General features: G+C 70.4%; 23 protein-coding genes and 1 pseudogene. 15 read left to right on the top strand and 9 right to left on the bottom strand.

Annotation, left to right across the window (positions count from 1 at the left end):
• Positions 1–4: 4 nt before the first annotated feature.
• Complete coding sequence (locus tag H4W30_RS11660) at positions 5–727, bottom strand: alpha/beta fold hydrolase (RefSeq protein WP_192742863.1); 723 nt, start codon at positions 725–727, stop codon at positions 5–7.
• A 340-nt stretch (positions 728–1067) separates the two neighbouring features.
• Between H4W30_RS11660 and H4W30_RS11655 the strand changes: the two genes are divergently transcribed.
• The gene (locus tag H4W30_RS11655; protein WP_192742862.1) at positions 1068–3806 is read left to right on the top strand and encodes an ATP-binding protein; all 2739 of its coding nucleotides are present in this window, start codon (positions 1068–1070) and stop codon (positions 3804–3806) included.
• Positions 3807–4067: 261 nt separating this feature from the next.
• Here H4W30_RS11655 and H4W30_RS11650 read toward each other — a convergent pair whose 3' ends face one another.
• Entirely contained in the window at positions 4068–5159 is a 1092-nt protein-coding gene (locus H4W30_RS11650) for a Gfo/Idh/MocA family protein (RefSeq protein WP_192742861.1), read from the bottom strand.
• 63 nt (positions 5160–5222) lie between these two features.
• Complete coding sequence (locus H4W30_RS11645; protein ID WP_192742860.1) at positions 5223–6194, bottom strand: aldo/keto reductase; 972 nt, start codon at positions 6192–6194, stop codon at positions 5223–5225.
• 115 nt (positions 6195–6309) lie between these two features.
• Between H4W30_RS11645 and H4W30_RS11640 the strand changes: the two genes are divergently transcribed.
• The 3 genes from H4W30_RS11640 (at position 6310) to H4W30_RS11630 (ending at position 8185) form a co-directional block, all read left to right on the top strand.
• Positions 6310–6924, top strand: a complete 615-nt coding sequence (locus tag H4W30_RS11640) for a MarR family winged helix-turn-helix transcriptional regulator (protein ID WP_192742859.1) — start codon at positions 6310–6312, stop codon at positions 6922–6924.
• Between the two features lie 135 nt (positions 6925–7059).
• Entirely contained in the window at positions 7060–7572 is a 513-nt protein-coding gene (locus H4W30_RS11635) for a tetratricopeptide repeat protein (protein WP_192742858.1), read from the top strand.
• 85 nt (positions 7573–7657) lie between these two features.
• The gene (locus H4W30_RS11630; RefSeq protein ID WP_192742857.1) at positions 7658–8185 is read left to right on the top strand and encodes a YceI family protein; all 528 of its coding nucleotides are present in this window, start codon (positions 7658–7660) and stop codon (positions 8183–8185) included.
• Positions 8186–8247: 62 nt separating this feature from the next.
• Here H4W30_RS11630 and H4W30_RS11625 read toward each other — a convergent pair whose 3' ends face one another.
• Entirely contained in the window at positions 8248–8676 is a 429-nt protein-coding gene (locus tag H4W30_RS11625; protein WP_192742856.1) for a YybH family protein, read from the bottom strand.
• Positions 8677–8811: 135 nt separating this feature from the next.
• Between H4W30_RS11625 and H4W30_RS11620 the strand changes: the two genes are divergently transcribed.
• The 4 genes from H4W30_RS11620 to H4W30_RS11605 all read left to right on the top strand — a co-directional run bounded on the left by H4W30_RS11620 (position 8812) and on the right by H4W30_RS11605 (position 11541).
• Positions 8812–9558 (top strand): helix-turn-helix domain-containing protein, encoded by a 747-nt coding sequence (locus tag H4W30_RS11620; protein WP_192742855.1) that lies wholly within the window; start codon positions 8812–8814, stop codon positions 9556–9558.
• Between the two features lie 54 nt (positions 9559–9612).
• A complete protein-coding gene (locus H4W30_RS11615; RefSeq protein ID WP_192742854.1) occupies positions 9613–10008 on the top strand; it encodes a VOC family protein in 396 nt (131 codons plus the stop codon).
• 42 nt (positions 10009–10050) lie between these two features.
• On the top strand, positions 10051–10437 hold the full coding sequence (locus tag H4W30_RS11610; RefSeq protein WP_192742853.1) for a hypothetical protein: 387 nt from the start codon (positions 10051–10053) through the stop codon (positions 10435–10437).
• 69 nt (positions 10438–10506) lie between these two features.
• Positions 10507–11541, top strand: coding sequence for an AraC family transcriptional regulator (locus H4W30_RS11605; protein WP_192742852.1), 1035 nt, complete (start codon positions 10507–10509; stop codon positions 11539–11541).
• An 8-nt stretch (positions 11542–11549) separates the two neighbouring features.
• Here H4W30_RS11605 and H4W30_RS11600 read toward each other — a convergent pair whose 3' ends face one another.
• Together H4W30_RS11600 and H4W30_RS11595 are read right to left on the bottom strand one after the other, a co-directional pair.
• Positions 11550–12068 (bottom strand): DUF4188 domain-containing protein, encoded by a 519-nt coding sequence (locus tag H4W30_RS11600; RefSeq protein WP_192742851.1) that lies wholly within the window; start codon positions 12066–12068, stop codon positions 11550–11552.
• Positions 12069–12196: 128 nt separating this feature from the next.
• The gene (locus H4W30_RS11595; protein ID WP_225949286.1) at positions 12197–13300 is read right to left on the bottom strand and encodes a DUF418 domain-containing protein; all 1104 of its coding nucleotides are present in this window, start codon (positions 13298–13300) and stop codon (positions 12197–12199) included.
• Between H4W30_RS11595 and H4W30_RS11590 the strand changes: the two genes are divergently transcribed.
• Positions 13247–13456, top strand: a complete 210-nt coding sequence (locus H4W30_RS11590) for an alpha/beta hydrolase (RefSeq protein WP_318780584.1) — start codon at positions 13247–13249, stop codon at positions 13454–13456. The two genes, H4W30_RS11595 and H4W30_RS11590, sit on opposite strands and share 54 nt — an antisense overlap.
• Here the strand turns inward: H4W30_RS11590 and H4W30_RS11585 are convergent.
• Complete coding sequence (locus H4W30_RS11585) at positions 13402–14085, bottom strand: TetR/AcrR family transcriptional regulator (RefSeq protein ID WP_192742850.1); 684 nt, start codon at positions 14083–14085, stop codon at positions 13402–13404. The two genes, H4W30_RS11590 and H4W30_RS11585, sit on opposite strands and share 55 nt — an antisense overlap.
• 93 nt (positions 14086–14178) lie before the next feature.
• Between H4W30_RS11585 and H4W30_RS11580 the strand changes: the two genes are divergently transcribed.
• The gene (locus tag H4W30_RS11580; protein WP_192742849.1) at positions 14179–14598 is read left to right on the top strand and encodes a GNAT family N-acetyltransferase; all 420 of its coding nucleotides are present in this window, start codon (positions 14179–14181) and stop codon (positions 14596–14598) included.
• 284 nt (positions 14599–14882) lie between these two features.
• Here the strand turns inward: H4W30_RS11580 and H4W30_RS44505 are convergent.
• Positions 14883–15953, bottom strand: a pseudogene (locus H4W30_RS44505) (amidase family protein); the annotation flags it as partial.
• A 44-nt stretch (positions 15954–15997) separates the two neighbouring features.
• Between H4W30_RS44505 and H4W30_RS11570 the strand changes: the two are divergent.
• From H4W30_RS11570 to H4W30_RS11555, 4 genes are read left to right on the top strand one after another with little or no spacing between them, the layout of a single operon-like run.
• Positions 15998–16981: an ornithine cyclodeaminase gene (locus H4W30_RS11570; RefSeq protein ID WP_192742848.1), complete on the top strand. Its 984-nt coding sequence runs from the start codon at positions 15998–16000 to the stop codon at positions 16979–16981.
• A complete protein-coding gene (locus H4W30_RS11565; RefSeq protein WP_192742847.1) occupies positions 16972–18318 on the top strand; it encodes a type III PLP-dependent enzyme domain-containing protein in 1347 nt (448 codons plus the stop codon). The genes H4W30_RS11570 and H4W30_RS11565 overlap by 10 nt, the downstream gene beginning before the upstream one ends.
• A complete protein-coding gene (locus tag H4W30_RS11560) occupies positions 18315–19373 on the top strand; it encodes a PLP-dependent cysteine synthase family protein (protein ID WP_192742846.1) in 1059 nt (352 codons plus the stop codon). The genes H4W30_RS11565 and H4W30_RS11560 overlap by 4 nt, the downstream gene beginning before the upstream one ends.
• Positions 19370–20752 carry an MATE family efflux transporter gene (locus tag H4W30_RS11555; RefSeq protein WP_192742845.1) on the top strand — a complete coding sequence of 461 codons (1383 nt, stop codon included), beginning with the start codon at positions 19370–19372 and terminating at the stop codon, positions 20750–20752. Before H4W30_RS11560 ends, H4W30_RS11555 begins: the two co-directional genes overlap by 4 nt.
• Here the strand turns inward: H4W30_RS11555 and H4W30_RS11550 are convergent.
• Entirely contained in the window at positions 20728–21690 is a 963-nt protein-coding gene (locus H4W30_RS11550; protein ID WP_192742844.1) for a hypothetical protein, read from the bottom strand. The genes H4W30_RS11555 and H4W30_RS11550 overlap by 25 nt on opposite strands.
• Positions 21691–21816: 126 nt before the next feature.
• Between H4W30_RS11550 and H4W30_RS11545 the strand changes: the two genes are divergently transcribed.
• Complete coding sequence (locus H4W30_RS11545; RefSeq protein WP_192742843.1) at positions 21817–22242, top strand: Fur family transcriptional regulator; 426 nt, start codon at positions 21817–21819, stop codon at positions 22240–22242.
• Positions 22243–22256: the final 14 nt, after the last annotated feature.

The following is a 22256-nucleotide window of genomic DNA, read 5'->3' as shown; positions in this document are numbered from 1 at the left end:
GGTTTTACACGTGAGCCCAGTGGGCTTCGAGTTCGCGCGCGACATCGGCCGGACGCTCAATCATCGGCCAGTGCGAGCTGCGCAGCTTGAAGACGGCACGCGCACGTGTGGCATTACCGAGCTCGTCGGCGAAGCGGTGCGGAAGAAACGGATCGTCCAGGCCCCAGATCACCAGCGCTGGTGCGGTCACGTTGCTCAAACCCGGCTTCCACTCCGCCCCGACCTCGATCGCCGACCGGTAAAGGGCGAGAATGCTTGCTCTCATAGTGGCATCGAGATGCCGGACCGATTCGTTCGCCGCGTCGCGTGGCATCTGCGCCTCGTTGAGGCTTGCCGCGAACGCCTCGAGGTCGAGGTCCGCCATCCATTGCTCGCCCTCGCCTGGCGTTTGCCAGATCTTGGCAAGATAGTGCCACGGATACTCCGGATCGATTGGCCCGCTGATGCCAGTCCATGTCCGCACCAGATCCGGTCGGATGGACGCGAGACGGCCCGTGAGCAGAGACCCCCAATCATGGCCGACCAGGTCGACGGGTTCACCGATTTCTTCGATCTTCTTGATAAGCCAATCGAGATACTCTTCTTTCGTCGACGTGAATCCCGCCGGCAGGGGTACGCCGAACCCGGGGAGATCGATCGTCACGACATCTTCGCGTTGAAGATGGGAACGGACGGTGTCCCAAAGCCGGTGGGTGTCAGGTACACCATGGACGAGGACTGCGGGCATTTCGTATTCTCCAATTGATTGTCGTCGTGGTTGAATGGCCGGTCGGTCGAGCCGGCGGTGGCCGTGATCACCGTGACTCCTCCCCAGCCCGGCCGGTGCGTACGACGACGGTGACGGGCTCGGTGCTGATCACGGCGGTTGCTCGCTTTCCGGTCGCTCTGCTGTCGGGTTCCAGACTCGCGAGGACGGCGCCCTGGCCGCGTCGGTAGAAGTCCCTGATCCCGTCCTCGACGTCGGCGCGGGGAGGCCGGCATCTCGCCGACCCGGTCGCGTCCGTGCGCTTCGCGTAGGTGACAATTACCGTGATCGACCCCGTGCCGGCGCCAGGAGGGACCAGGCGATGCTCGTGGGACGGCGTGCCGAGCACGCGGCGCTCGAGCAGCTGCTGTCCCGGGCCCAGGGCGGCGACAGTGGCGTGCTCGTGGTGCGCGGGGAGGCCGGCATCGGCAAGACCGCCCTGGTACAGCACCTTCGGGCGACTGCTGCGGCGGCCGGGTTCAGGGTCGAGGACGCGGCCGGGGTGGAGGCCGAGGCGCAGTTCGCGTTCGCGGGCCTGCACCAGTTGTGCGCACCGATGCTGGCGCGGGCGGCGGAGCTGCCCGAGCCGCAGCAGGCCGCCCTCGGGGTGGCGTTCGGGATGCGCGAGGGTGCCGCACCGGACCGGTTCCTGGTCGGGCTGGCCGTGCTGAGCCTGCTGGCCGAGGTGGCCGAAGACGGGCCGTTGCTGTGTGTGGTGGATGACGCACAGTGGCTGGACCAGGCGTCCGCGCAGGTCCTGGCGTTCGTGGCCCGGCGGGTGGCGGCCGAGCGGGTGGTGATGGTGTTCGCGCTGCGCGACCCCGGTGAGACCGACATCGAGCCGTTCGCCGGATTGCCGGAGCTGCGCCTGGCGAGGCTGGGGGAGGCCGACGCCCGGACGCTCCTGGCCACCGCGGGCAGCGCACCGCTGGACGACACGGTGCGTGACCGGATCGTGGCCGAGGCGCGCGGCAATCCGCTGGCGCTGTTGGAGCTACCCCGGAGTGCGCCCGCGCTGCAGCTCGCGGGCGGCTACGAGCTGCCCGACGTGGTGAGCGTTGCCCGCCGGGTCGAGGACGGTTTCCGGCGCCGCGCGCGCAACCTGCCGCCCGATTCGCAGCTGCTGCTGGTGGTCGCCGCGGCCGAGCCGACCGGCGATGCGGCGCTGTTGTGGCGCGCGGCCGCAGAGCTGGGGATCGCCCATGAGGCGGCGGCGCCCGCGGAGTCCGCCGGGCTGCTGGAGCTCGACACCCGGGTGCGGTTCCGGCACCCGCTCGTGCGCTCGGCGGTCTACCGGGCGGCCACACCGCCCGACCATCGCCGAGCGCACGGGGCGTTGGCTGCCGCCACCGACCCGCGGGTCGACCCTGATCGGCGCGCCTGGCACCGGGCGCAGGCGGTGGTGGGCACGGACGAGGAGACCGCCGCGGAGCTGGAGCGTTCGGCGGGACGGGCCCGCGCCCGTGGCGGACCGGCCGCCGCGGCGGCGTTCCTGAAGCGTGCGGCCGAGCTGACCCCCGAGCCGGCCGTCCGGGCGAGGCGGGCCCTGGAGGCTGCGCACGCCAAGCACGAGGCCGGCGCGTCCGAGGCCTCCCTGGAGCTGCTGACGGTCGCGGCGACCGGACCACTGGACGCCGTGGCCCAGGCCCGCCTCGAGCTGCTGCGCGCCCAGATCGAGTTCCACCGGGCGAGAGGCGGCGAGGGGCCGCGGATGCTGCTGGACGCCGCCAGGAGCCTCGCCCCGCTGCACCCGGCGCTGTCCCGCGAGACCTACCTGGACGCGCTCGACGCAGCGATCGTCACCGGCGGCCTCGGCCCCGGCGGCGGCGTGCGAGTGGTGGCCGAAGCCGCCCGGGACGCGCCCGCACCACCGGAGCCGCCGAGGCCGGCGGATCTGCTGCTCGATGGGCTGGTGACGACGTTCACACAGGGCTATGCGGCAGGCGTGCCCGGGCTGCGGCGGGCGTTGGACGCCTTCGCCCGCCACGAGCGAGACGCTCGTGCCTCGGACGACAGCGGCAACCGCCGCTGGCTGTGGCTGGCCAGCCGAACCGCGATGTCGGTCTTCGACGACGAGATGGTCCACGCGCTCGCCACCAGTCATGTCCGGCTGGCCCGGGAGGCCGGCGCGCTGGCCACCCTCCCCGCAGCACTCCTCGTCCAATCCGTCATGCTGGTGCTCTCCGGTGAGTTCTCCCGGGCCGCCGAGCAGACCGCGATCGCGGCCGCGACCAGGACCGTGCCCTTGCTCCACGCCCAGCTCATCCTGGCTGCCTGGCGCGGTCACTCGGACGACAGCACCGAGATCCACGCGACCATGGTCCGGGAAGCCGCCGGACGTGGGCGCGGCACCGAGGACGCCCTGGCGCAGTACGCCATGGCGGTCCTGCACAACGGTCTGGGCGACTACCCAGCGGCTCTCGCCGCTGCGACACGGGCTTTCGAGTCCGACGAGCTGACCCACAGCAACCTGGCCCACTCCGAACTCATCGAAGCGGCATGCCGCACCGGCCAACCGGAGCGCGCGGCCGATGCGCTGGACCAGCTCAGCTCACGGGCCCTCGCCAGCGGCACACCGTGGGGACTCGGGCTGGCAGCGCGCTCACGGGCACTGGCCAGCACCGGCCCGGACGCCGAGGAACACTACCGCGAGGCGATCGAGCGGCTCCGAGAATGCCGGATGGCCACCCAGCTGGCCCGCGCTCACCTCGTCTACGGCGAGTGGCTACGCCGGCAGGGGCGCCGCCAGGCCGCCCGCCAGCAGCTCCACACCGCCCACCAGCTGCTGTCGGACATGGGCGCGGAAGCGTTCGCCGCCCGCGCCGCCCGCGAACTACGCGCCACCGGCGAGCACCCACGCAGCCGGTCCGCCCAACCCTCCGATGAGCTCACCGCGCAGGAGCTGACGATCGCGCGGCTGGTGGCCACCGGGGCGACCTCCCGGGAGGTCGGCGCGCAGCTGTTCCTGAGCCCACGCACCATCGAGGCCCACCTCCGCAGCATCTTCCGCAAGCTGAGCATCACCTCCCGTCGACAGCTGCGGCAACTGCGGCTTTCCTGACCGGCCGACAGCGGACCTGTCCTGCCGCGGTACGGCGAATGCGCCTGACGGGCGAGCCGTCTCGGTACCGAGGGAGTCGACGACGATCACGCTGGACGAGGAATGCCACGAAACCGAACCGGCCCAGCGGTGCCAGGGCGCCGAGGTTCTCCGTGCGGCCGCTCGTGTCGAGGACGTATTCCAGGCCGCGCGCCTCGTCGGGGCGAGGATCCTCTACCGCGCTCGCGGATCCGTCGCCGGATCAGTCACGGCCGGGTTTCCCTACTGCCGCAGACCGGTGAGCGAGGCCTGTTCGACTCGGGCGATCAGGCGGCTGTTGTGGACGGCGTGGCCGAATCCCGGGGTGTGGTGGGTCCCGTTCGCGATGTCGCGCGCCAGGCTGGCGTACACCTCGCCAACGTTGATGGACGCACCCGTCCAGATCTCGGCGGCGGTCGGGCCGGTGCCGGTGGCGACCGGGCTGTCCGGTGCGGTGAAGTCCACGCTCGAGGACAGCGCGAGGTCGCCGACCTGAACACCCGCGGGATGATTCCCGGTCAGTTTCAGCCAGCCGTCCGCGCCGCGAACTTCCAGGCTGAAGCAGGCGTCGGGGGCGGGCACGCCGGCCAGGATCTGCACTCCGACGGGTGCGCCCGACGTGGTTTTGGCGATGGCGTCGAGGTGATCCGGGACTTCCCGGACGGAGATCGCGCCGGTGTCCACGAGTTTCACCTGCGGCCAGAGGAGTTCCGTGCGCGCGTCGATTTCGGTGATGTCACCGAGAACGGCCTCGACCACGTCGAGAACGTGGCCCGCCGCGATGGTCAGGAAGCCGGCTCCCGCCGCCGCCTTGTCGAAGTACTCGTACGCGCTCACCGACTCCGGCCCGTTGCCGAATGTCGTCGCGGCGACTCGCGCCGAGAGTAAGCGCCCGAGCCGGCCTTGCGCGATGATCTCGGCAGCGCGGCGCACCGAGGGGTTGAGCCGTCCCTGCAGGCCGATCGCCGTGTGCAGCGAGCCGGCCGCGTCAGCCATCTCTTCCGTCTCCGCGACGGTCGCGCCGAGCGGAGACTCCGAGTACACGGCCTTGTTCGCGGCAAGGGCCGCCAGCACGAGTTCGCGGTGAGCCGGGACCTTGACGGCGACGGTGACGAGATCGATCGACGAATCGCGGATGAGCTCGTACGGATCGGCGAACCAGCGCTGTGCACCGAACGTTTCGGCAGCGCTGCGAGCACTCTCCTCTCGCCGTGTCGCCACGGCCGCCAGCCGGAACGCCGGCTGTGCCGCCAGCGCGGGGATGTGCGATGCCCCCGCCCAGCTCGCCTTCGTGTCCGCGCCGATGATGCCGACACGAATCGCATTGCTTGACATGATGTCCGGTTCCATTCGTCGATGTTCGATAGAGGTACGGCCATTCCGTACCTCTTTGGCTGGTTACTGGTCGATGGCGGCCATGTCGGGCTCGGCATGGCGTTCGCCGGATGCCGGCGTCAGGTTGTCCAGGCGGGTGATCTGGTCGCGGGTGAGCCGGATTCCGTCGGCGGCGCTGTTTTCCTCGAGCCGGCCGATGCGCTTGGTCCCCGGAATGGGCGCGATGCCGTCTCCCTGGGCGAGCAGCCAGGCCAGCGCGACCTGCGCGGGCGTGGCATCGACGTCTTCGGCGACCGCGCGGACCTCGTCGACGATGCGCAGGTTGCGAGCGAAGTTGTCGCCGGTGAACCGAGGATTGGTACGACGCCAGTCGGCGGCGTCCAGGCCGTCCAGGGTGCGGATGTCACCGGTGAGGAAGCCGTGTCCCAGCGGCGAATAAGGAACGAGGCCGATGCCGAGCGCTCGCAGGGTGGGCAGCACTTCGGCCTCGGGGTCGCGAGTCCACAGCGAGTACTCGGTCTGGACGGCGGCCACCGGATGGACCGCGTGAGCCCGGCGGATCGTCGTCGCGGACGCCTCCGACAGTCCGATGTGGAGGATCTTGCCCGCGGAGACCAGCTCGCTCAACGCCCCCACCGTCTCCTCGATGGGTGTGCCGGGGTCGACCCGGTGCTGGTAGTACAGGTCGATGTGGTCGGTACCGAGCCGTCGCAGCGATCCGTCGACAGCCGCGCGAACGTTGGCGGGAGTGCTGTCCGGACCCGCTCGGCCGGTGTGGGAGACGAGGCCGAACTTGGTGGCGACGACGACCTCGTCCCGGCGGCCCCTGACCGCACGGCCCACCAGTTCCTCGTTGACGTAGGGCCCGTACACCTCGGCGGTGTCCAGATGCGTGACCCCGAGGTCCAGGGCTCGCCGGATGGTGCGGATCGACTCGGCGTCGTCCCGGCCCGCGCCGGTGTAGAACGCCGACATCCCCATGGCCCCGAGTCCGATGCGCGAGACCTGGAGCCCGCCGAGTGAGGTGACCTGCATCCGGTTGTCCTTTCTGGATCCATTCGCCGGCTCGCAGCTCGAGACGGCGAACTTGACGCGTCAAGTTCTACAGGTCTCAACTTGACGCGTCAACAAGGGTGGCTAGGATGGGCTCATGGCGAGTACCGCAGCGGGCAGGAACGGGCAACGCTCCCGGCGTCCGCGGAACGGATCGGCATCGGTGGAGGTAGGGGAGTCCGCTGCTCCGGTTGCCGGAACGCGATGGCTGAACCCCGACGAACGCGCGGCGTGGCTGGCCAACTCCGCGATCATGATCAGCCTGCCTGCCGCCCTGGACGCGCGGATGCAGCGCGAGTCCCGGATGACCTTTTTCGAGTACATGGTGCTCTCGGTGCTGTCCGAGCAGCCGGATCACACGCTGCAGATGAGCGAGCTCGCCGCCCGGACGGCGGCATCGCTGTCACGGCTGTCGCACGTCGTCGGACGGCTGGAGAAGCGCGAACTGCTCACCCGGGCCCGGATCCCCGGCCCGGGCAGGCGGACCAACGCCACACTGACCGAGGCGGGCTACGAGACCGTGGTGGAAGCGGCGCCGGGGCATGTCGCGGCCGTCCGGGAGTACCTGATGGACGAGCTCGAGCCGCACGAGCTGGCGGCGCTGCGCCGGATCGGCACCGCAGTCGATACCGCCATCAAGCGCGGGCAACTCGACAGGGACTCGACGGTGTCCTCCCCGTACGAAACGTCGCCCTCGGAGTCGGCCCACTAGCGTCCTGCCGCGCGAGACCAGCTGCTCGCTCGGCGGGTCGCGCGGTGGTCGCGAATTGCCCGACGGTGTGGCGGATGTCGTTCCCGGTCGTGGGTCCGGGAATGGCGAAGAGCTTGGATAGCGAACCACCGGTCGATGCGGCTGGCCATCGAACAGTCGCACCATCGGGGTGTCCAGTACGCCGAGGTCGGTCTCGGTCTCGGTGCCCGAAGGCAGGGCAGGCTCGACGCGGCGGAGAAGCATCTGCGGAACTGGCTCGACTGGTGCCGCCGGTGGGACGGCGACGCCGGCGTCGCCCTCATCCTCGCCGAGCTCGGCTTCATCGCCGAGCAACGCGGTGACACCGCGCAAGCGCTCGCCCTGCACCTGAACGGTTTCCGCGCCTCCCGCTCCACAATGGACCCTCGCGCGATCGCGCTCGCGCTGGAAGGCCTGGCCGGCGCGCAAGCCCTCGCGGGACACCACGGCCACGCCGCGCATTTGCTCGGCATGGCCGCCGCGCTGAGAGGATCCGCGGGAGCTCCCCTGCCCCCTGCCGAACGAGGCGACGTCGAGCGGATCACGGCGGCCACCCGGCAAGCGCTGGGAGCGAAGGACTTCGCCGCCGCGTACGACCACGGCACCGGAACGACTTTCGACGAACTGTGACGCTTCCGGGAGCCTCCTCACATCCGGTGAGGGTGCCTCGTCGTACCACCGAACCGAACACCGTACCGGCGAGGAGCGACCAGACATGACCACGACCACGTTGAGCGAGCTGACCGGCGACTACGTCCTCGACACCGCGGGCACGCGGATCGGATTCGTCGCCCGGCACACGATGGGCACCAGGGTGCACGGCCGGTTCGACCTGTTCGAAGGAAGTGCGCACCTGGACGGTGACGACCCGTCGAAATCCAGTGCACGGCTCGTGATCCAGGCGAAGAGCATCCAGACCCGCAACGAACGGCGCGACGAACAACTGAGCGCCAAGTTCCTGGGTGCCGGCGACCACCCGGTCATCACGTTCACCTCGACCGCGGTGGACCAGGTCGGCGAGACCGGCTTCGACGTCGCCGGTGACCTGACCATCCGCGGCGTGACGAAGCCGGTGACAGTGGGCTTCGAGCTGACCGGCGCCGGGAACGACCGGCGGGTCGGCCTCCGGGGCGGCGTCACGATCAGCCGTGGGGACTGGGGCGTGAACTGGAACGCCGCGACCGGCGTCATGGTCGGCGCCAAGGTGCGGCTGGAGCTCGACGTCGTCCTGATCCGGCGGTGACCACCATGGCGTCGAGATCGGGCGGGACACGTGCTGCCCCGCCCGATCCGGCCTGGCGCCGCTCACGTCTCCGGCGGGAACCAGGCCTGCAGGGTCTCCATGTCGATCGGCAGTGAGATGTGTTCGTGCGTGATCAGCCACGCGCCCTCCGACCGGCGGCAACCGACGGTCGACCGCACCCAGATCGAGGTTTCCAGGCCGTTCGTGCGCTTCCCGGAATCCAGGTGGAGCATATGCGCGAACGCGACGTCGCCACTCGCCGCGACGGTCAGCTCGTGCGTCCGCAGGCCGATGGGCCCTTCGTAGCCGTCGAACCACCGCAGGAAGTTGCCGCGGACCTCGTCGGTTCCGGTGAACCGGAGCGGGGGAACGGCGTCGTAGTAGACGATGCCGGGCGAATAGTGGGACATGAGCCGGTCGATGTCCTTCGCTTCGGCGGCGGCGACCCGGCTCGCCAAGAATTCCCTGACATCGGAATCGAGTGAAGTCATCGTGTTCTCCCTTTCACCGTCCGGTTCGGGGCGGCGATCCCCGTGGTTTCGGTAGTCCGACGACGCGGCCCCGCGAATTGTCAGGCGGCCGGATAAGGGCTTCACCGTCGCCGCCCGAGTGTTAGTTTCTCGACCGTGAGCCTTGATCCGGCTGGTGACGTCGAGCAGCGCCCGTCCGATTCTCCGTACGTGGAGCGGGTTTACCGGGCCGGGACGGATGCCGTCGCGATGCCGGCGCGGATGCGGTCCATCGCGAACTCGAACTGGGAACTCGTGGTGTGGCGTGACCGGGGCGAGACGCATGTGGCGGTGCGCGGCCCCGAGACGAGCCCCACGGTGCTGGACCTGGAACCCGGCGAGGGTGAAACGGTCGGGATCATCTTCTCGCACGGTGCGTTCCTGGCGCCGCTGCCGGTGCCGAAACTGGTCGACACCGCCGTGACGAGCCCGCAGACCACGGCTCGCTCGTTCGTCCTGCAGGGCGAGGAGTGGGAAACGCCCTCTTACGACAACGCCGACGTCTTCGTGGATCGGCTGGTCCGTGCCGGACTGTTGGTGCGTGATCCGCTGGTCACCGACGTTCTTCGCGGCGACGTGGCCACGTTGGTCACGCCGAGGTCGGTGCAGCGGCGGGTGGCCGCGGCGACCGGGCTGACCCAGGGCGCGATCCGGCAGATCGAGCGGGCAAGGCAGGCCGTGATGCTGCTGGGGCAGGGGATACCCGCGATCGAGGTCGTGCAGCTGGCCGGGTACCACGACCAGCCGCACCTGGCACGCTCACTGACCCGGTTCACCGGGTGCACGGCCTCCCGGCTGCGGCGGGCCGACGGCGACGAGATGTTGTCGCTTCTGTACAAGACCGACGTCATGGTCCGCCCGTAGTTTCGTGGTGACGCCGGGAGTGCCCGGCACACGAGACACCCTGGAGGGCTTGTCATGGCGATCACCCAGATCTACGTCAACCTGCCGGTCACCGACCTGGAAGCGAGCACGAAGGTCTACCTGGCGATGGGCGGAACGGTCAATCCCGATTTCAGCGGGGACACCTCCGTCCAGGTGGCGTTCGCCGACACGATCCTGGTGCAGCTGATGACCCGCGAGACGTTCGCGACGTTCACCAAGCGGTCCACATCGGACGGTCCGATCGAGGTGATCAACGCACTGGCCGCCGGATCGCGCGAAGAAGTGGACCGGCTCGCCGAAGCGGCCCTGGCCGCCGGCGCCACCGAGCCACGCTCCGCCCAGGACATGGGCTGGCTGTACAACCGGGCGATCGACGACCCGGACGGCCACTCCTGGGAGCTGCTCGCCTACGACCCCAGCGCAATGTGACGGGGTTGACCTCCAGTTGGATCGAGGTCCGACCATGAGGCCATGACCCTCGAAGCCGACGAAATGCTCCTGTTCCGGAACACCATGCGGATCACCGACGGCCGGCTGGCGGAGTTCACCGCCGCCGTCCGGGACGCCATCGACTTCGTGGAGCGCCACGCGCCGCAGGTGATGGTGCAGACGTTCGTGGACGCCGAGCGGATGCTGGCCTACAGCTACCAGATGTACGCCGATTCCGACGCCGTCCTCGAACACTGGCGGATCTCCGAGAACCACATCAACGCCGTGTCGGCGCACTGCACGGTGGTGGACTTCCAGGTGCACGGCTCGCCGGACGAACGGGTGCTGGCGGGGATGCGCGAGATGATCGACGACGGCACCGCTGTCGTCACGCCCCGGATCGCGGGGTTCGTCCGCCCCCTGGCCTGAAGGCTTCCAGTACGGTGACACGGCGACGAAGAGGGGGAACGGGGGCACCGTGGCGGGAACGGCTCGTCGATGACAGCCGCTGACGCGGCCATCCCGCCGACGCTGCTGAGCGCGGTCGTGGCGATCGGACGGCGAGCCGGGCTGCCGGTCCCGGCCTGGTTCTCGGGGACCGGGCTCGAACCCGGTCTCCTCGACGACGTCGATGTCCGCGTGTCGTTGGAGCAAGCCAGGACGGTGCTCCGCAGGGCCGTCGCGGCGATGCCCGGCCGTCCTCTCGGCCTCGAGGTCGGAGCCCGCGACGCGTTGCTGTCCTTCGGCTTCGTCGGCGTGGCGATGAGATCCTCCGCGACCGTCGGCGACGCGTTCCGGGTGGTCGACGAACTGCACCGGGCTTCCGGCAGCCTCGCCGACTTCACCGCGGAGGGCTGGGACGGCGACGAGATCGAACTGTATCTCCGTGAGCGTTGGCCGGACCCCGTCCTGCTTCCGTTCCTCGCCGAGGAGGCGTTCGCCAGCACCATCGCGTTCCTGCGCTCCGTCCTCGGTGAGACCTGGACGCCCACCCGGGTGTTCCTCTCCTACCGCCCGCCGGTCCATGCCGCCCGATACCAGCGGTTCTTCCGTTGCCCGGTGCATTTCGACGCCGACGCCGATCGGCTGGTGATCGGTTCCGACGTCTTGCGAGTGCCGATCCCCACTCATCACGAACCGACGCTGCGGACGGCTCTCGCGGTGTGCCGGAGCCTGATCGCGCCGGAGCGGACCAGGCCCGGAGTCGTCGCCGCGGTGGAAGGACTGCTGAAGGCGCACCTGCACCGCCCGCTCACCATGGCCGACATCGCCGCGCAGATGCACATCAGCGAACGCACCTTGCGACGGCAGCTCGCCGAGGCGGGCGAGGGTTTCGCCGCCATCCGCGACCGTGTCCGCGAGCGGCACGCGACCGCGCTGCTCAGGCATTCCACCCTGGCGATCTCGGCCGTGGCCGCCGAGGTCGGCTTCAGCGATGGACGTGAGTTCCGCCGTGCTTACCGGCGCTGGACCGGCCGGACACCCCTTGCCGCCCGCACCTCGGGCGACGGATGTCCGGCCGGCGAGACCTGACCGCCGAGTCAACCGGCCTGGCACAGCCGATCCTCCGCGCTTGACGGCAGCGCGGTGGCGCCGTCCGCCAGACGCGTGCGGGCACGGTGGTGTCGCTTCTCGACGGGGACGGTCTTCGTCGCTTTGGGCAGCCCCATGGCGGGCGTCCCGACGAACATGCTTTCGGCACGCTCGACGACGAAGGTCTCGTGCCAGACTCCCACCGCCTCAGGGTGTTTCCTCGCCATCGCGTTGAACTTCGTCCATGCCGGCCGGTGGCTCAGCGACCCGGCGGACGCGTAGGCGTAGAGCTTGTCGACCGACGACCAGTACTGCACGGCGAACGGCCCTCTGCGGTTGAACAGGAACTCGTAGCCGAGCAGTCCCGAGTCCGGGTCTTCGGCGAGTTCGCGCATCATCGCCGGCATGGCGAAGAAGACCGGAAGCCAGAGATCGGGCCGCCACCACCGGTTGAACGTCATGCCGATGTGGAACACCACCAGCTCCTCGTCGTACTGATGCGTGACCCTGCCCGGGGTGATCTTCATCGGTTCTCCTTCGCCGCACCGTCGATTTCTTCCGGTGCCCAGTTCACCGCCCGGAGGGTCTTCGTGCGGAGGGCATCGACGGCCACCACGGGGGGCGAACCGGACACGTTCCGCATCGCGTCGAGGCGTCATCGCGTGTAGAGGCGATGCATGAGCAGTTCGAGCGGGCCGCGGTCGAACCGCCGGAGCCACAGGGCGGCGAAGGCGACGTTCACCAGCCCCACGAAGGCCCAGAGGCCGACGATCCACCATGGACGGACGTCCGCGAAACGTTCGGCGAGGCCGAGGCCCCAGCCGTAACACAGGGCACCGGCCAGCAGGTTCTGGAGGACGTAACAGGAGAGCGCGGTGCGGCCGACCGCGATCAGTCCACTTCGGACGGCTCCGGGCCGCTCGCGCATCCGGAGGCCGAGGTGAGTGACCAGGGCGAGCAGGCCCAGGGCGACGAGCGGGGGCAAGAGGTACCGGTCGACGAGCAGCCAGTCCGGGCCACCGAACCCGGTCAGCACGTTCAGCGGCAGGCCGACGGCGAAGCCGAGCACGAGCAGGCGCGACCGGAGCCGCGCCCCCTTGTCGGTGTCGTCGAAAACGCCTGCCCTGCGGAGGCGGGAACCGAGCAGGAACAGGACGACGGCGGAGGGCACGATCAGCACGATCTCCGCTCGCAGCAAGAAGAAATCGTCCAGCCGGGCGGCGACCTGGGCGGGCCAGCTCGCGGTCGCGGAGGGGTCGACCGGGACGGGTTCTCCGGCGGCCTCCGGGGTGGCGACGAGCAACGCGGTCGCGGCGAGCAGCAGCGCCACGTACACGCCGCCCACCACGACGACGACGTTCCGCACGACCCGATCGCTCCGGCCGACGAGGTACGCCACGAGCAGCGACGTGAGCCCGTAGGCCATGAGCACGTCGCCTTCGAACACGAGCAGGAAGTGCGCGACCCCTTCCAGGAACAGGATTCCCGCCCGGAGCGGATACCTGCCGGGCCAGGGAGCGCCGCGCCGGCGGGCGGACTGGTACTGCAATTCCAGGCCGACGCCGAACAGGATCGTCAGCAGCGCGAGGAATTTGCCGTTGGTCAGCACGCGTAAGCCGACTTCGGCGCGCTCCGCGAAGGTCGTCGCGGTGCCGACGAAGTCCTGGAAGAAATCGACGACTTGAGCGGGCTCCCGCCGGCGCTCGTGGTGGTGCCCACCCGTGACGCGCTCGCCGATCACGGCCGCCGCTACGCGCAACGGCTGCGTGAAGCCGGGACCGAGGTCCGGCTGTCCGAATATCCGGGAGCCAGGCACGGATTCCTGACGCTGCCCGGGGTGGAGCCGCAGGCCGGGGCCGCTCAGGCGGAGATATCCGAATTCCTGCGCGAGGCGCTCGCTTCGACCTCGATCTGATCGAGGTGCGCGGCGAGGATGTCCGCGTAGGCGTCCCGGCGGTCGGTGCCGAGCGGGCGGATCTCGCGGGCGAAATGGGCCACCGCGGGGAACTGTTCCGGGTCGGCTCCGAGCACGGCGACCCGGAACGATTCCAGGCCGTGCTCGCGATCCTCCGTGGCGAGGGTGCTGATCCCGCCGTCGGCGGAGATCAGCGCGGTCACCAGAACCGCGATCCGGTGACAGTGGACGGGAAGGCGCTCGTCGGGCAGGCCCGACGAGCGCAACGCCTGGAGCAGCGCTTCCAGTACAGCGCGCGACCCGCTGCCGCCCGAGGCGTAGCGCCCCCAGACGGTGGCGATCTGGGGCCGGCGGGCGAAGACGTCGCGGAGCCGGAACGCGATGTCGGTGACGCACTTTTTCCAGTCGCCTTCGGGGCTGTAGCCCTCCATCGCGGTGAGGAGGGCACGGTCCGCGACGGCGCGCAGAAGTTCGGCCTTGTTCCGGAAATGCCGGTACAGACTGGAGGAATCGGTGCCGAGCACCGCGGCGAGCTTGCGCACGCTGAACGCCTCCGCGTCGCCGCCCTCCAGGAGTTTTCCTGCCGCGTCGAGGATGTCGTCGCTGGTCCAGCGCCGTCGGCCTGTCATCACCGGTACTTCTTCCTGTCGCCGTCAGTGGCACAGTCTACGATCGCACGCGCCGGGTGCAACGCCGTCGGCTCGGATAAGGGGTGATCAACCATGGACGACTCCTACCGCCTGGAAGCGGGCTCGCCGCCGGTCGACGACTACCTGCGGTTGCGCCGCGAGGCGGGGCTCAGCGAACCGCCCCGGGAACAGGCCGAGCGTGGGGTCGGCGGTGCCTGGGCCTCGGTCAAGGTGATCCACCGGGCCACCGGTGAGACGGTCGGGATGGGCCGGGCGATCAGTGACGACGGGTGGTACTTCCACATCCTCGACATGGCGGTCCTCCCCGCGCATCAGCGGCGCGGTATCGGGGACGCCGTCCTCGCGGCTCTGCTCGCCGAGATCGACGCCGCGGCTCCGGGCGCGTACGTCAATCTGCTCGGCGACCCGCCCGGGTGGCGGCTGTACGAACGGCACGGGTTCGTCGAGACCGCTCCCGGGACAGTCGGTATGCGGCGGGTGCTCGACTCCTGACGTTGGCCGCCGCCTAGCTCACGCCCAGCACCCGCTCGACGAAAGCCCCTGCTGCCAACAGTTTCCGGTCTTCGCCTGCCGGACCGTCGAGGGCCAGCCCGGCGGGCAGGCCGTCGCGGTCGCGCCCCATCGGGACGGTCAAGCCCGGGAAGCCCGCGATGCTCCCGGGCTGGCAGTTGCGGATGAAGGTCGGGAAGGTCGGGACCGCGGTGGACGAATTCCTCGACGGCCGAGAAATCCCGGGCCGTCGCGGGTGTGGTGGGGAAGGCCAGCGCGTCGATCCCGTTGTCCGCGAAGATCTTCGCGTACGCGTCGCGCAACGCGGAGCGGCCGGCGAGGGCGGCCTCGTAGACGCCCGGCCCGACACCCGGCACGACCGCCTCGGCGAAGATCGCCCGGACGTCGGCGGCGGCGACCTCGGCGACGAGGCGCTCGAACGAGACGGCGGGCACGTATTCGGCGAGATAGGACCGGAGCGCGACGCCCGCTTCGTGGATCACCAGCGGCATTCCCTGGTCGGCGACCAGTTCGGCGAGGGGCGTGTCGTCGATCGGCACCAGGTCGGCGCCCGCCGAACGCAGGCGGGCGAGCGCGGCGTCCCACAGTTCTTCGACCTCTTCGGCCAGATCGCCGGTCAAGAAGCCGTGCGGAACGCCCAGCCGGATCGGTGAGCGCTCGATCAACGGTTCCGGGTCCTCGCCCGCGAGCACCGCGTCGAGAAGGGCGAGATCGGCGACCGTGCGGGCGATCGGCCCGGCCGTGTCCCGGGTGGTGCTCAACGGGGTCATGCCGCCGGACGGATAGCGGCCCGAGGTCGGCCGGAAACCGCAAACGCCGTTGAGCGCGGCGGGAACCCGCACCGAACCTCCGGTGTCGGTCGCCAGGCCCGCCGGAACGATGCCCGCCGCGACGGCGACCGCGGTCCCGCCGCTGCTGCCCCCGGCGAAGCGCGACGGGTCGCAGGCGTTGCGCACCGGGCCGAGCGGGGTCGTGTCGCAGGTGATGCCGAACGCGAGTTCGTGCATGGCCGCCTTGCCGACGATCACGGCGCCCGCGTCGACCAGGCGCCGGACCACCTCCGCGTGCTCGCGCGGAACGTGGTTCGCCAGCGCCGGGGTGCCCGCGGTGTTCGGCATGCCGGCGACGTGGATGTTGTCCTTGACCACCAACGGGACTCCGGTGAGCGGGCCACTCGCCTCCGGCGCGCCGTCTTCTCCCGCGAGATGGCTGATCGCGTTCAGATGCCGGACTTCTTCCGCGCGCGAACGGCTTTCCGAAGCGCTCCAAGGCCCATTCACGGTTGCCAGCTTAGCGTGACAAGTGCCACACTCAACGAAAAAGACAATCGTTTTCATTAAGCTGCGGCGCGCCACCTTCCCACGAGAAAGGTCGATCGTTCATGAGCTCCGGTCCCTCGCTGCACATTCTCACGCGCTCGGATCTGCACAACCTCGAACTCACCCCGGACGAGGCGATCACCATGGTCGAAGACGGCTACCTGGCCTACGCGTCGGGAGCCTCGCGGAACCCGGCGAAGCTGATGGTGCCGATGCCGGATCCCGCGCGGGACGCCGTCGCGTACTCGATGCTCGGCTACGACGGCTCCCTCGAGCAGGCCGCGTTCAAGACGAGTTACCGCCAGGGCAGCACGTCGGCCGAGAAGTACTACACGACGATCACCCTGTACGACGACACCACGGGCATGCCGTTCGCGCTCATGGACTGCCACCGCGTCGGCGCCACCCGCACGCCCGCCAGCACCGCGCTGATCGCGCGGTCCTGTGCCCGGCCCGGCGCGCGATCCGCGCTCATGGTCGGCACCGGCGCGCAGGGGATCCGGACGCTGCCGTACCTGCTCACCGCGCTGCCGGAACTGGAGCGGCTGCGGTTGTTCGGCACGCATCCCGACGGCCTGCGCGACAGCGTCGCCGCGGTGAAGGAGCGGTTCCCCGACCGCGAGGTCGAACTCGTCGACGACGTGGAGGCCGCGGCACGCGAGTCCGACATCGTGGTCGCGGCGTCCGGCCGCGCGGCCCACCCGAAGATCCGGCTCGGCTGGCTGCCGCCGGGCGGGCTGCTGATCTCGGTCGCCAGCAAGGGGGTCCAGGAGGGCACGCTCGCCGAGGCCGACTACACCGTGGCCACCAGCGGCGCGCAGGTCGAGGTGACCGGGCAGCGGATGGCCGGGCCGGACGGCGTGTTCCGGATCGACGCCGAACTGCCGGAGATCCTCGCCGGTCGGGCGCCCGGCCGGCGCGGCGACGAGGACCGGGTGTTCGCCTTCAGCAGCGGCATGATCATCACCGACATCCCGGTGGCGCACGCGCTGGCCGCCCGCGCCATCGCGGCGGGCCGTGGCCGCGAGGTGGCCCTGTGGACCTGATCGACACCCTTTCCTCGCCCCTGCCCGCGCTCGAACGCCCTTGGGCGCCGCGATTGCGTGAGTCGGAGACCCTGTGGGAGATCGCCCGCGCCGTCGGTGGCGGGCCGTTCCACGTGATCCATCCGGCGACTTTCGCCGAGAACCTCGGCGGAATGGTCGCGGCGCTCGCCGCCGAGCGCGTCGAAGGCACCGTCTACTACGGAAAGAAGGCCAACAAGGCGGCGGCATGGCTGCGGGAATGCGTCCGGCCCGGCACGGGCGTCGACGTCGCGAGCGTGCCCGAACTGGTGCACGCCTTGGGCAACGGCCTGCGCGGCGAGTCGATCGGGGTCACCGGCGCCGCCAAACCGGACGGCCTCCTCTGGCTCGCCCTGCGGCACCGCTGCCTGCTCGCGGTGGACGCGGCCGACGAACTGGAACGCGTCGCGCGCATGGCCGCCGAACTCGGGGAGACGGCCCAGGTGCTGCTGCGGGTGCGGCCGCCGTCCGCGCCGGAGAGCCGGTTCGGCTTCGCTCCCGGCGCCTTGAAGGCGGCCGTGCGGCAGTGCGCCGGATCGGTCGTCCTGCGCGGTTTCTCGTTCCATCTCGACGGCTACGATCCCGTGCCGCGGGCGGAACTGGCCGCGTACCTGATCGATCTGTGCCAGGACGCCCGCGCGTCCGGGCAGCCCGCGTCGAAGATCAGCATCGGCGGCGGGATCGCGGTGTCCTATGTGGACGCCGCCGACTGGGCGCGATTCGAATCCGGCAGGCACGACGGCTGGTTCCACGCCGGCCGCAATCCGTCGAAGACCTATCCGTACCACCAGGCGCCGGCCGGGGCGGCCATGGTGACCGCGATCCTGCGCCACGAGATCGCAGGGAAGCCGCTCGCGGAACGCCTGCGCGCGGCCGGGATCGAGCTGCTGCTCGAACCGGGGCGTGCCCTCGTCGACGGCGCCGGGTTCTCGGTCTTCCCGGTGCTGGGCTGCAAACCGGCCGAAGACCACCTGATCACCACGGTCGCCGGTCTGTCCATGAGCCTGTCCGAACAGTGGAAGGGCAGCGAGTTCCTGCCCGATCCGGTTCTCGTCCGCCGGGAAATCACGAATGGCGGGCCGGTGCGCACCGTCGTCGCCGGTTCGAGCTGCATGGAGTACGACGTGCTGACCTGGCGCGCGGTGGAGCTGCCCGCGCGGCCGAGGACCGGCGATCTGCTCGTGTACCCCAACACGGCCGGCTACCAGATGGACAAGAACGAGAGCGGCTTCCATCAGCTGCCCCTTCCCCCGAAGGTGGTGGCCGACGGCGACCGCTGGCACGTCGACACCGACTACCCGATCCAGGAGATCCGATGACGATCGTCCAGCGCGCGTCCGAGCTGATCGGGAACACGCCGCTGCTGGAGCTCGCGCGCACCGGCACCGGGACGCGCCTCCTGCTCAAACTCGACCACCTCAACCCGACCGGCTCGTGCAAGGTGCGCATGGCCAGGCAGATGATCGACGAGGCGGAACTCGAAGGGCGGCTGCGGCCGGGCGGGCATATCGTCGAACCCACCTCCGGCAACACCGGCAACGGGCTCGCCCTGGTGGCGCTGGAACGCGGCTACCGGTTCACGGCCGTGGTCGACCACCACGCCGCCAAGGAGAAACTCCGGATGCTGCGCGCGCTCGGCGCGGAACTGGTGTTCGTCGAGAACCCGCCGGACGGCGGGGTCAGCTCGGTCCAGCGGCGGCTGGTCGCGGCCCGGATCGCCGCGGAGAACGGGGCCTACCATCCCGATCAGCACAACCATCCCGGCAACGGCAACGGGTACGCCGGGCTGGCGCGGGAACTCATCGGGCAGCTCGGCGACGTCGACGTGCTCGTCGCGGCGATCGGCACCGGCGGCTCCCTGTGCGGGACGGCGCGTTCCCTGCGCGCGGCGGGAGCCGGCACCCGCGCGGTCGCGGTCGAACCGGTCGGCTCGATCATCTTCGGTGGCGCGCCGGGGATCTACCACCAGACCGGGGCGGGCAGCCCGGCCGGTTTCCCGGTCGGGGACAACGTCGACCGGTCGGTGATCGACGAAGCCCACCGGGTGTCCGACAGCGACGCCTTCGCCGGGGCCCGCGTCGTCGCCAGGCGCACGGGCGTCCTGGTCGGCGGGACCACCGGCGGCGCGATCCACGTCGCGCTCCGGCGGCTCTACGCGTATCCGGCGGGAAGCGTCGTCGTGGTGTTGTGCAACGACGCGGGGGAGAAGTACCTCGACTCGGTCTACGACGACGAATGGCTGCGGGCCAGGGGAGTGCTCGACGAACTGGCCCACCGCCGGATGGAGCGCTGGTTCGCCACCTACGCCGCGTCCGTGCGCGCGGCCACCCGCGACCGGACGGCTCGCCCGGCACCGGTGGCGGTGGGCGTATGAGCACGGCGGTGGAGACCCGCGGCTACCGCGCGCTCGTCGCGCTGGCCGCGCCGATCGCGGGAATCCAGCTGGCGCAGGTGGCGCTCACCAGCGTCGACCTGGCCATGCTCGGGCTGCTCGGCGTCACCGCGGTGGCGGCGGGCGGGCTGGCGATCCTGCTCTACAACCAGATCCGCACCATGTGCGTCGGCATGGTCACCGGCGTCGGGAATCTCGTGGCCACCGCGGCCGGGGCGGGGGAACTCCGCACCGGCACCGGGGAACTCGACGAGCGGGCACGGGACGAGATCCGGTCGCTCCTGCGGTCCGCGCTGCTCGTCGCGACCCTGACCGCGGCGGTCGGTGCGTCTGTCCTTTGTGGACTAGCGGCCGCGTTGCCGTTGCTCGGACAGAAACCGGAGATCGTGGCGCTCGCCAGGGCGATGATGCTCGCGCTGGCGGGCGGGCTGTTCCCCATGGTGTGGCTGAACGTGATACGCCAGTTCGCCGTCGGGCTGCGGCGTCCGGGTTCGCTGCTCACCGTGACGCTGGTGTCGATCGCGGTCAACGCCGCCCTCAACGCCGCTTTCATCTACGGCTGGGCGGGGTTGCCGGAGCTGGGCGTCGCCGGGATCGGACTGGCGACGACGCTGGTCCAGTTCTTCACGCTCGCCGTGTTCGCCTCGGCCGTCCGGCGGGATCCCTTGCTGCGCCCCATGGTGTCGCTCGCGCTCTGGCGCGCGGATCCGGTGGTGGTCCGGCGGATCGTCCGGCACGGGACGCCGATCTGTTTCACCTACGGGTCGGAGGCCGCGATCACCTCGATCGCGACCATGCTGATGGGCGCCTTCGGCCCGGGCATGCTCGCCGCGTCGAACGTCGCGAACCAGCTCGCGTACATCGTCTACCAGGCGAACATCGGGCTGTCGCAGGGATCGTCCATTTTGGTCAGTCGCGCGGTCGCCCACGGCGATCACGCGCGGGCGCCGGTGATCGCCCGCCAGGCGTTCACCCTTTCCTGGTCGCTGATGGCGGTGGTGAGCCTGGCGTACCTGGTGGTGCCGGAGGCGCTGTTGTGGCCGTTCCTGCACGACGAGGCCGACACAGTGGTGCTCGGCACGGCGTCGGTCCTGCTGGTGTTCGCCATCGCGCAGCAGTACAGCAAAGGAACCCAGAACATCCTCGTCGGTCTGCTGCGCGGGCTCGGCGACACCGTTTCCGGCCTCCGCTGCACTCTCGTGGGGTACTGGGCGGTGGGCGTGCCGTCGATGTTCTTGTGCGCCTACGTGTTCGGCTGGGGCGGCTGGGGTGTCTGGACCGGGCTGTGCCTCGGCTTCGCGGCGACCGCGGCGCTGCTCGCACGGCGGTTCGCCGCTCACGGGCCCGGTTCGGCGCGGTAGCGGTCGATCCGGTGGAGCAGATCGCGGGAGGCGGGGTCGGTCGCGTGCCCGCGCAGGAGCGCCGCCAGCGGCGCGAGCCGGTCCTTGGTCCGGGTGGAACCGAGGCCGCGTGCCAGGTCCAGCGCTTCGGCGCCGGTGCGGACGGCTTCGTCGAAATCGCCTTGGAGCGCGTGGTTCTGCGCGAGCATGATCAGGGTGAGCGCCAGGCTGCGGGACATTTCCGCGCCGTAGCCGTCGACGGCGTCGCGTAGCCGGGCGATCGCCTCGTCGCTGTGGCGCGAGGCGGCCGTCCTGGCCAGCTCGGTCAGGACGGTCCCTCGCATCGCGGCCATGTCCGTGGTGCCGAAGAAGGCTTCCCATGGATGCGCGGGAGCCCAGGTTTCCGCGCTCTCGAACTGGCATTCCGCCCGCGCGAGACACGCGAGGGTGGAGCGTTCGTCGCCGGTCTTGGCCAGCGCCCACGCCTCGTTGACGGTCAGGAGCGCCCGCGCCCGCCGGGATCCGGACCGCTCGGCCGCGGCCTGGCCGTGGCGGAGCTGGCTCAGCCCGTCCTCGACGTCGTCGTGGTGCAGCGCCAGCCTGCCGAGGCGGTACCGGATGTTGGCGACGAGATTGTCGTTCCCCGCTTCGGCGGCGAGACCGAGCGCGCGGTCGAACCGGATCCGCGCCGGGATCCGGCGGCCGATGTCGAATTCCGTCCAGCCGAGCAGATTGTGCAGATCGGCGAGCACGGTCAGCAGCCGCGGGCGCAGCGCGCCGGGCACCGAACCCCAATTGAGCAGCAGGCTGACCGATTTCACGACGTGCACCGCGTCGTGGGAAAAGGCGCCACCCTGCCGGTAGTCCAGCGCGCGCAGGACGTCGACGGCGTTTTCGAGACATTCGACGTCGGTGGTGCCGATGCGACCCGGCGGTCCGCCTTTTCCGGTCGTTGTCATGAACTCACCTCACGCAAGTCATGGCCTTCCTCCGGCTACCCGGAGCCGCCCCCTCCGAAACCGGCCGTCACTCCTCGGGGGGCCTTGATTTGACCCGTTCCAAAGACGCTCTTATGGTCCATGGTGATGTCCGACTTCGAGGCACAGCTGCGAGCGGTTTCGCTGCGCGTGACTCGGCCCCGGCTGGCCGTGCTCGCGGCGCTGCGCGATCATCCGCACGTCGACACCGAAACGGTGATAGCGCTGGTGCGGGCCGACCTTCCCACGGTCTCCCACCAGGCGGTCTACGACGTGTTGCGGGCGCTCACCGAAACCGGGCTGATCCGGCGGATCCAGCCGGCCGGCGCGCTCGCCCGCTACGAGACCCGGGTGGGGGACAACCACCACCACGTCGTGTGCCGGACCTGCGGTGCGATCGCGGACGTCGACTGCGCCGTCGGCCATGCCCCCTGTCTCACCGCCTCGGACGATCACGGGTTCGTGATCGACGAGGCGGAGGTCGTCTACTGGGGCCTGTGCCCCGGTTGCGCGGCCGAACCCGTCCAGCGATGAATTCGCCTGCCCGG

It is taken from the genome of Amycolatopsis roodepoortensis, from assembly GCF_014873915.1.
In the GTDB taxonomy this organism is placed as follows: Bacteria; Actinomycetota; Actinomycetes; order Mycobacteriales; family Pseudonocardiaceae; genus Amycolatopsis; species Amycolatopsis roodepoortensis.
This window is presented reverse-complemented; position numbering and strand designations above follow the sequence as displayed.

Coding starts and splice junctions, on each gene's coding strand:
- H4W30_RS11555 (WP_192742845.1), top strand. CDS start 19,370: ATGAGCACGGCGGTGGAGACCCGCGGCTACCGCGCGCTCGTCGCGCTG.
- H4W30_RS11550 (WP_192742844.1), bottom strand. CDS start 21,690: ATGACAACGACCGGAAAAGGCGGACCGCCGGGTCGCATCGGCACCACC.
- H4W30_RS11605 (WP_192742852.1), top strand. CDS start 10,507: ATGACAGCCGCTGACGCGGCCATCCCGCCGACGCTGCTGAGCGCGGTC.
- H4W30_RS11645 (WP_192742860.1), bottom strand. CDS start 6,194: ATGCAGGTCACCTCACTCGGCGGGCTCCAGGTCTCGCGCATCGGACTC.
- H4W30_RS11585 (WP_192742850.1), bottom strand. CDS start 14,085: ATGACAGGCCGACGGCGCTGGACCAGCGACGACATCCTCGACGCGGCA.
- H4W30_RS11545 (WP_192742843.1), top strand. CDS start 21,817: ATGTCCGACTTCGAGGCACAGCTGCGAGCGGTTTCGCTGCGCGTGACT.
- H4W30_RS11630 (WP_192742857.1), top strand. CDS start 7,658: ATGACCACGACCACGTTGAGCGAGCTGACCGGCGACTACGTCCTCGAC.
- H4W30_RS11560 (WP_192742846.1), top strand. CDS start 18,315: ATGACGATCGTCCAGCGCGCGTCCGAGCTGATCGGGAACACGCCGCTG.
- H4W30_RS11580 (WP_192742849.1), top strand. CDS start 14,179: ATGGACGACTCCTACCGCCTGGAAGCGGGCTCGCCGCCGGTCGACGAC.
- H4W30_RS11650 (WP_192742861.1), bottom strand. CDS start 5,159: ATGTCAAGCAATGCGATTCGTGTCGGCATCATCGGCGCGGACACGAAG.
- H4W30_RS11600 (WP_192742851.1), bottom strand. CDS start 12,068: ATGAAGATCACCCCGGGCAGGGTCACGCATCAGTACGACGAGGAGCTG.
- H4W30_RS11625 (WP_192742856.1), bottom strand. CDS start 8,676: ATGACTTCACTCGATTCCGATGTCAGGGAATTCTTGGCGAGCCGGGTC.
- H4W30_RS11660 (WP_192742863.1), bottom strand. CDS start 727: ATGCCCGCAGTCCTCGTCCATGGTGTACCTGACACCCACCGGCTTTGG.
- H4W30_RS11635 (WP_192742858.1), top strand. CDS start 7,060: ATGCGGCTGGCCATCGAACAGTCGCACCATCGGGGTGTCCAGTACGCC.
- H4W30_RS11610 (WP_192742853.1), top strand. CDS start 10,051: ATGACCCTCGAAGCCGACGAAATGCTCCTGTTCCGGAACACCATGCGG.
- H4W30_RS11570 (WP_192742848.1), top strand. CDS start 15,998: ATGAGCTCCGGTCCCTCGCTGCACATTCTCACGCGCTCGGATCTGCAC.
- H4W30_RS11655 (WP_192742862.1), top strand. CDS start 1,068: ATGCTCGTGGGACGGCGTGCCGAGCACGCGGCGCTCGAGCAGCTGCTG.
- H4W30_RS11615 (WP_192742854.1), top strand. CDS start 9,613: ATGGCGATCACCCAGATCTACGTCAACCTGCCGGTCACCGACCTGGAA.
- H4W30_RS11640 (WP_192742859.1), top strand. CDS start 6,310: ATGGCGAGTACCGCAGCGGGCAGGAACGGGCAACGCTCCCGGCGTCCG.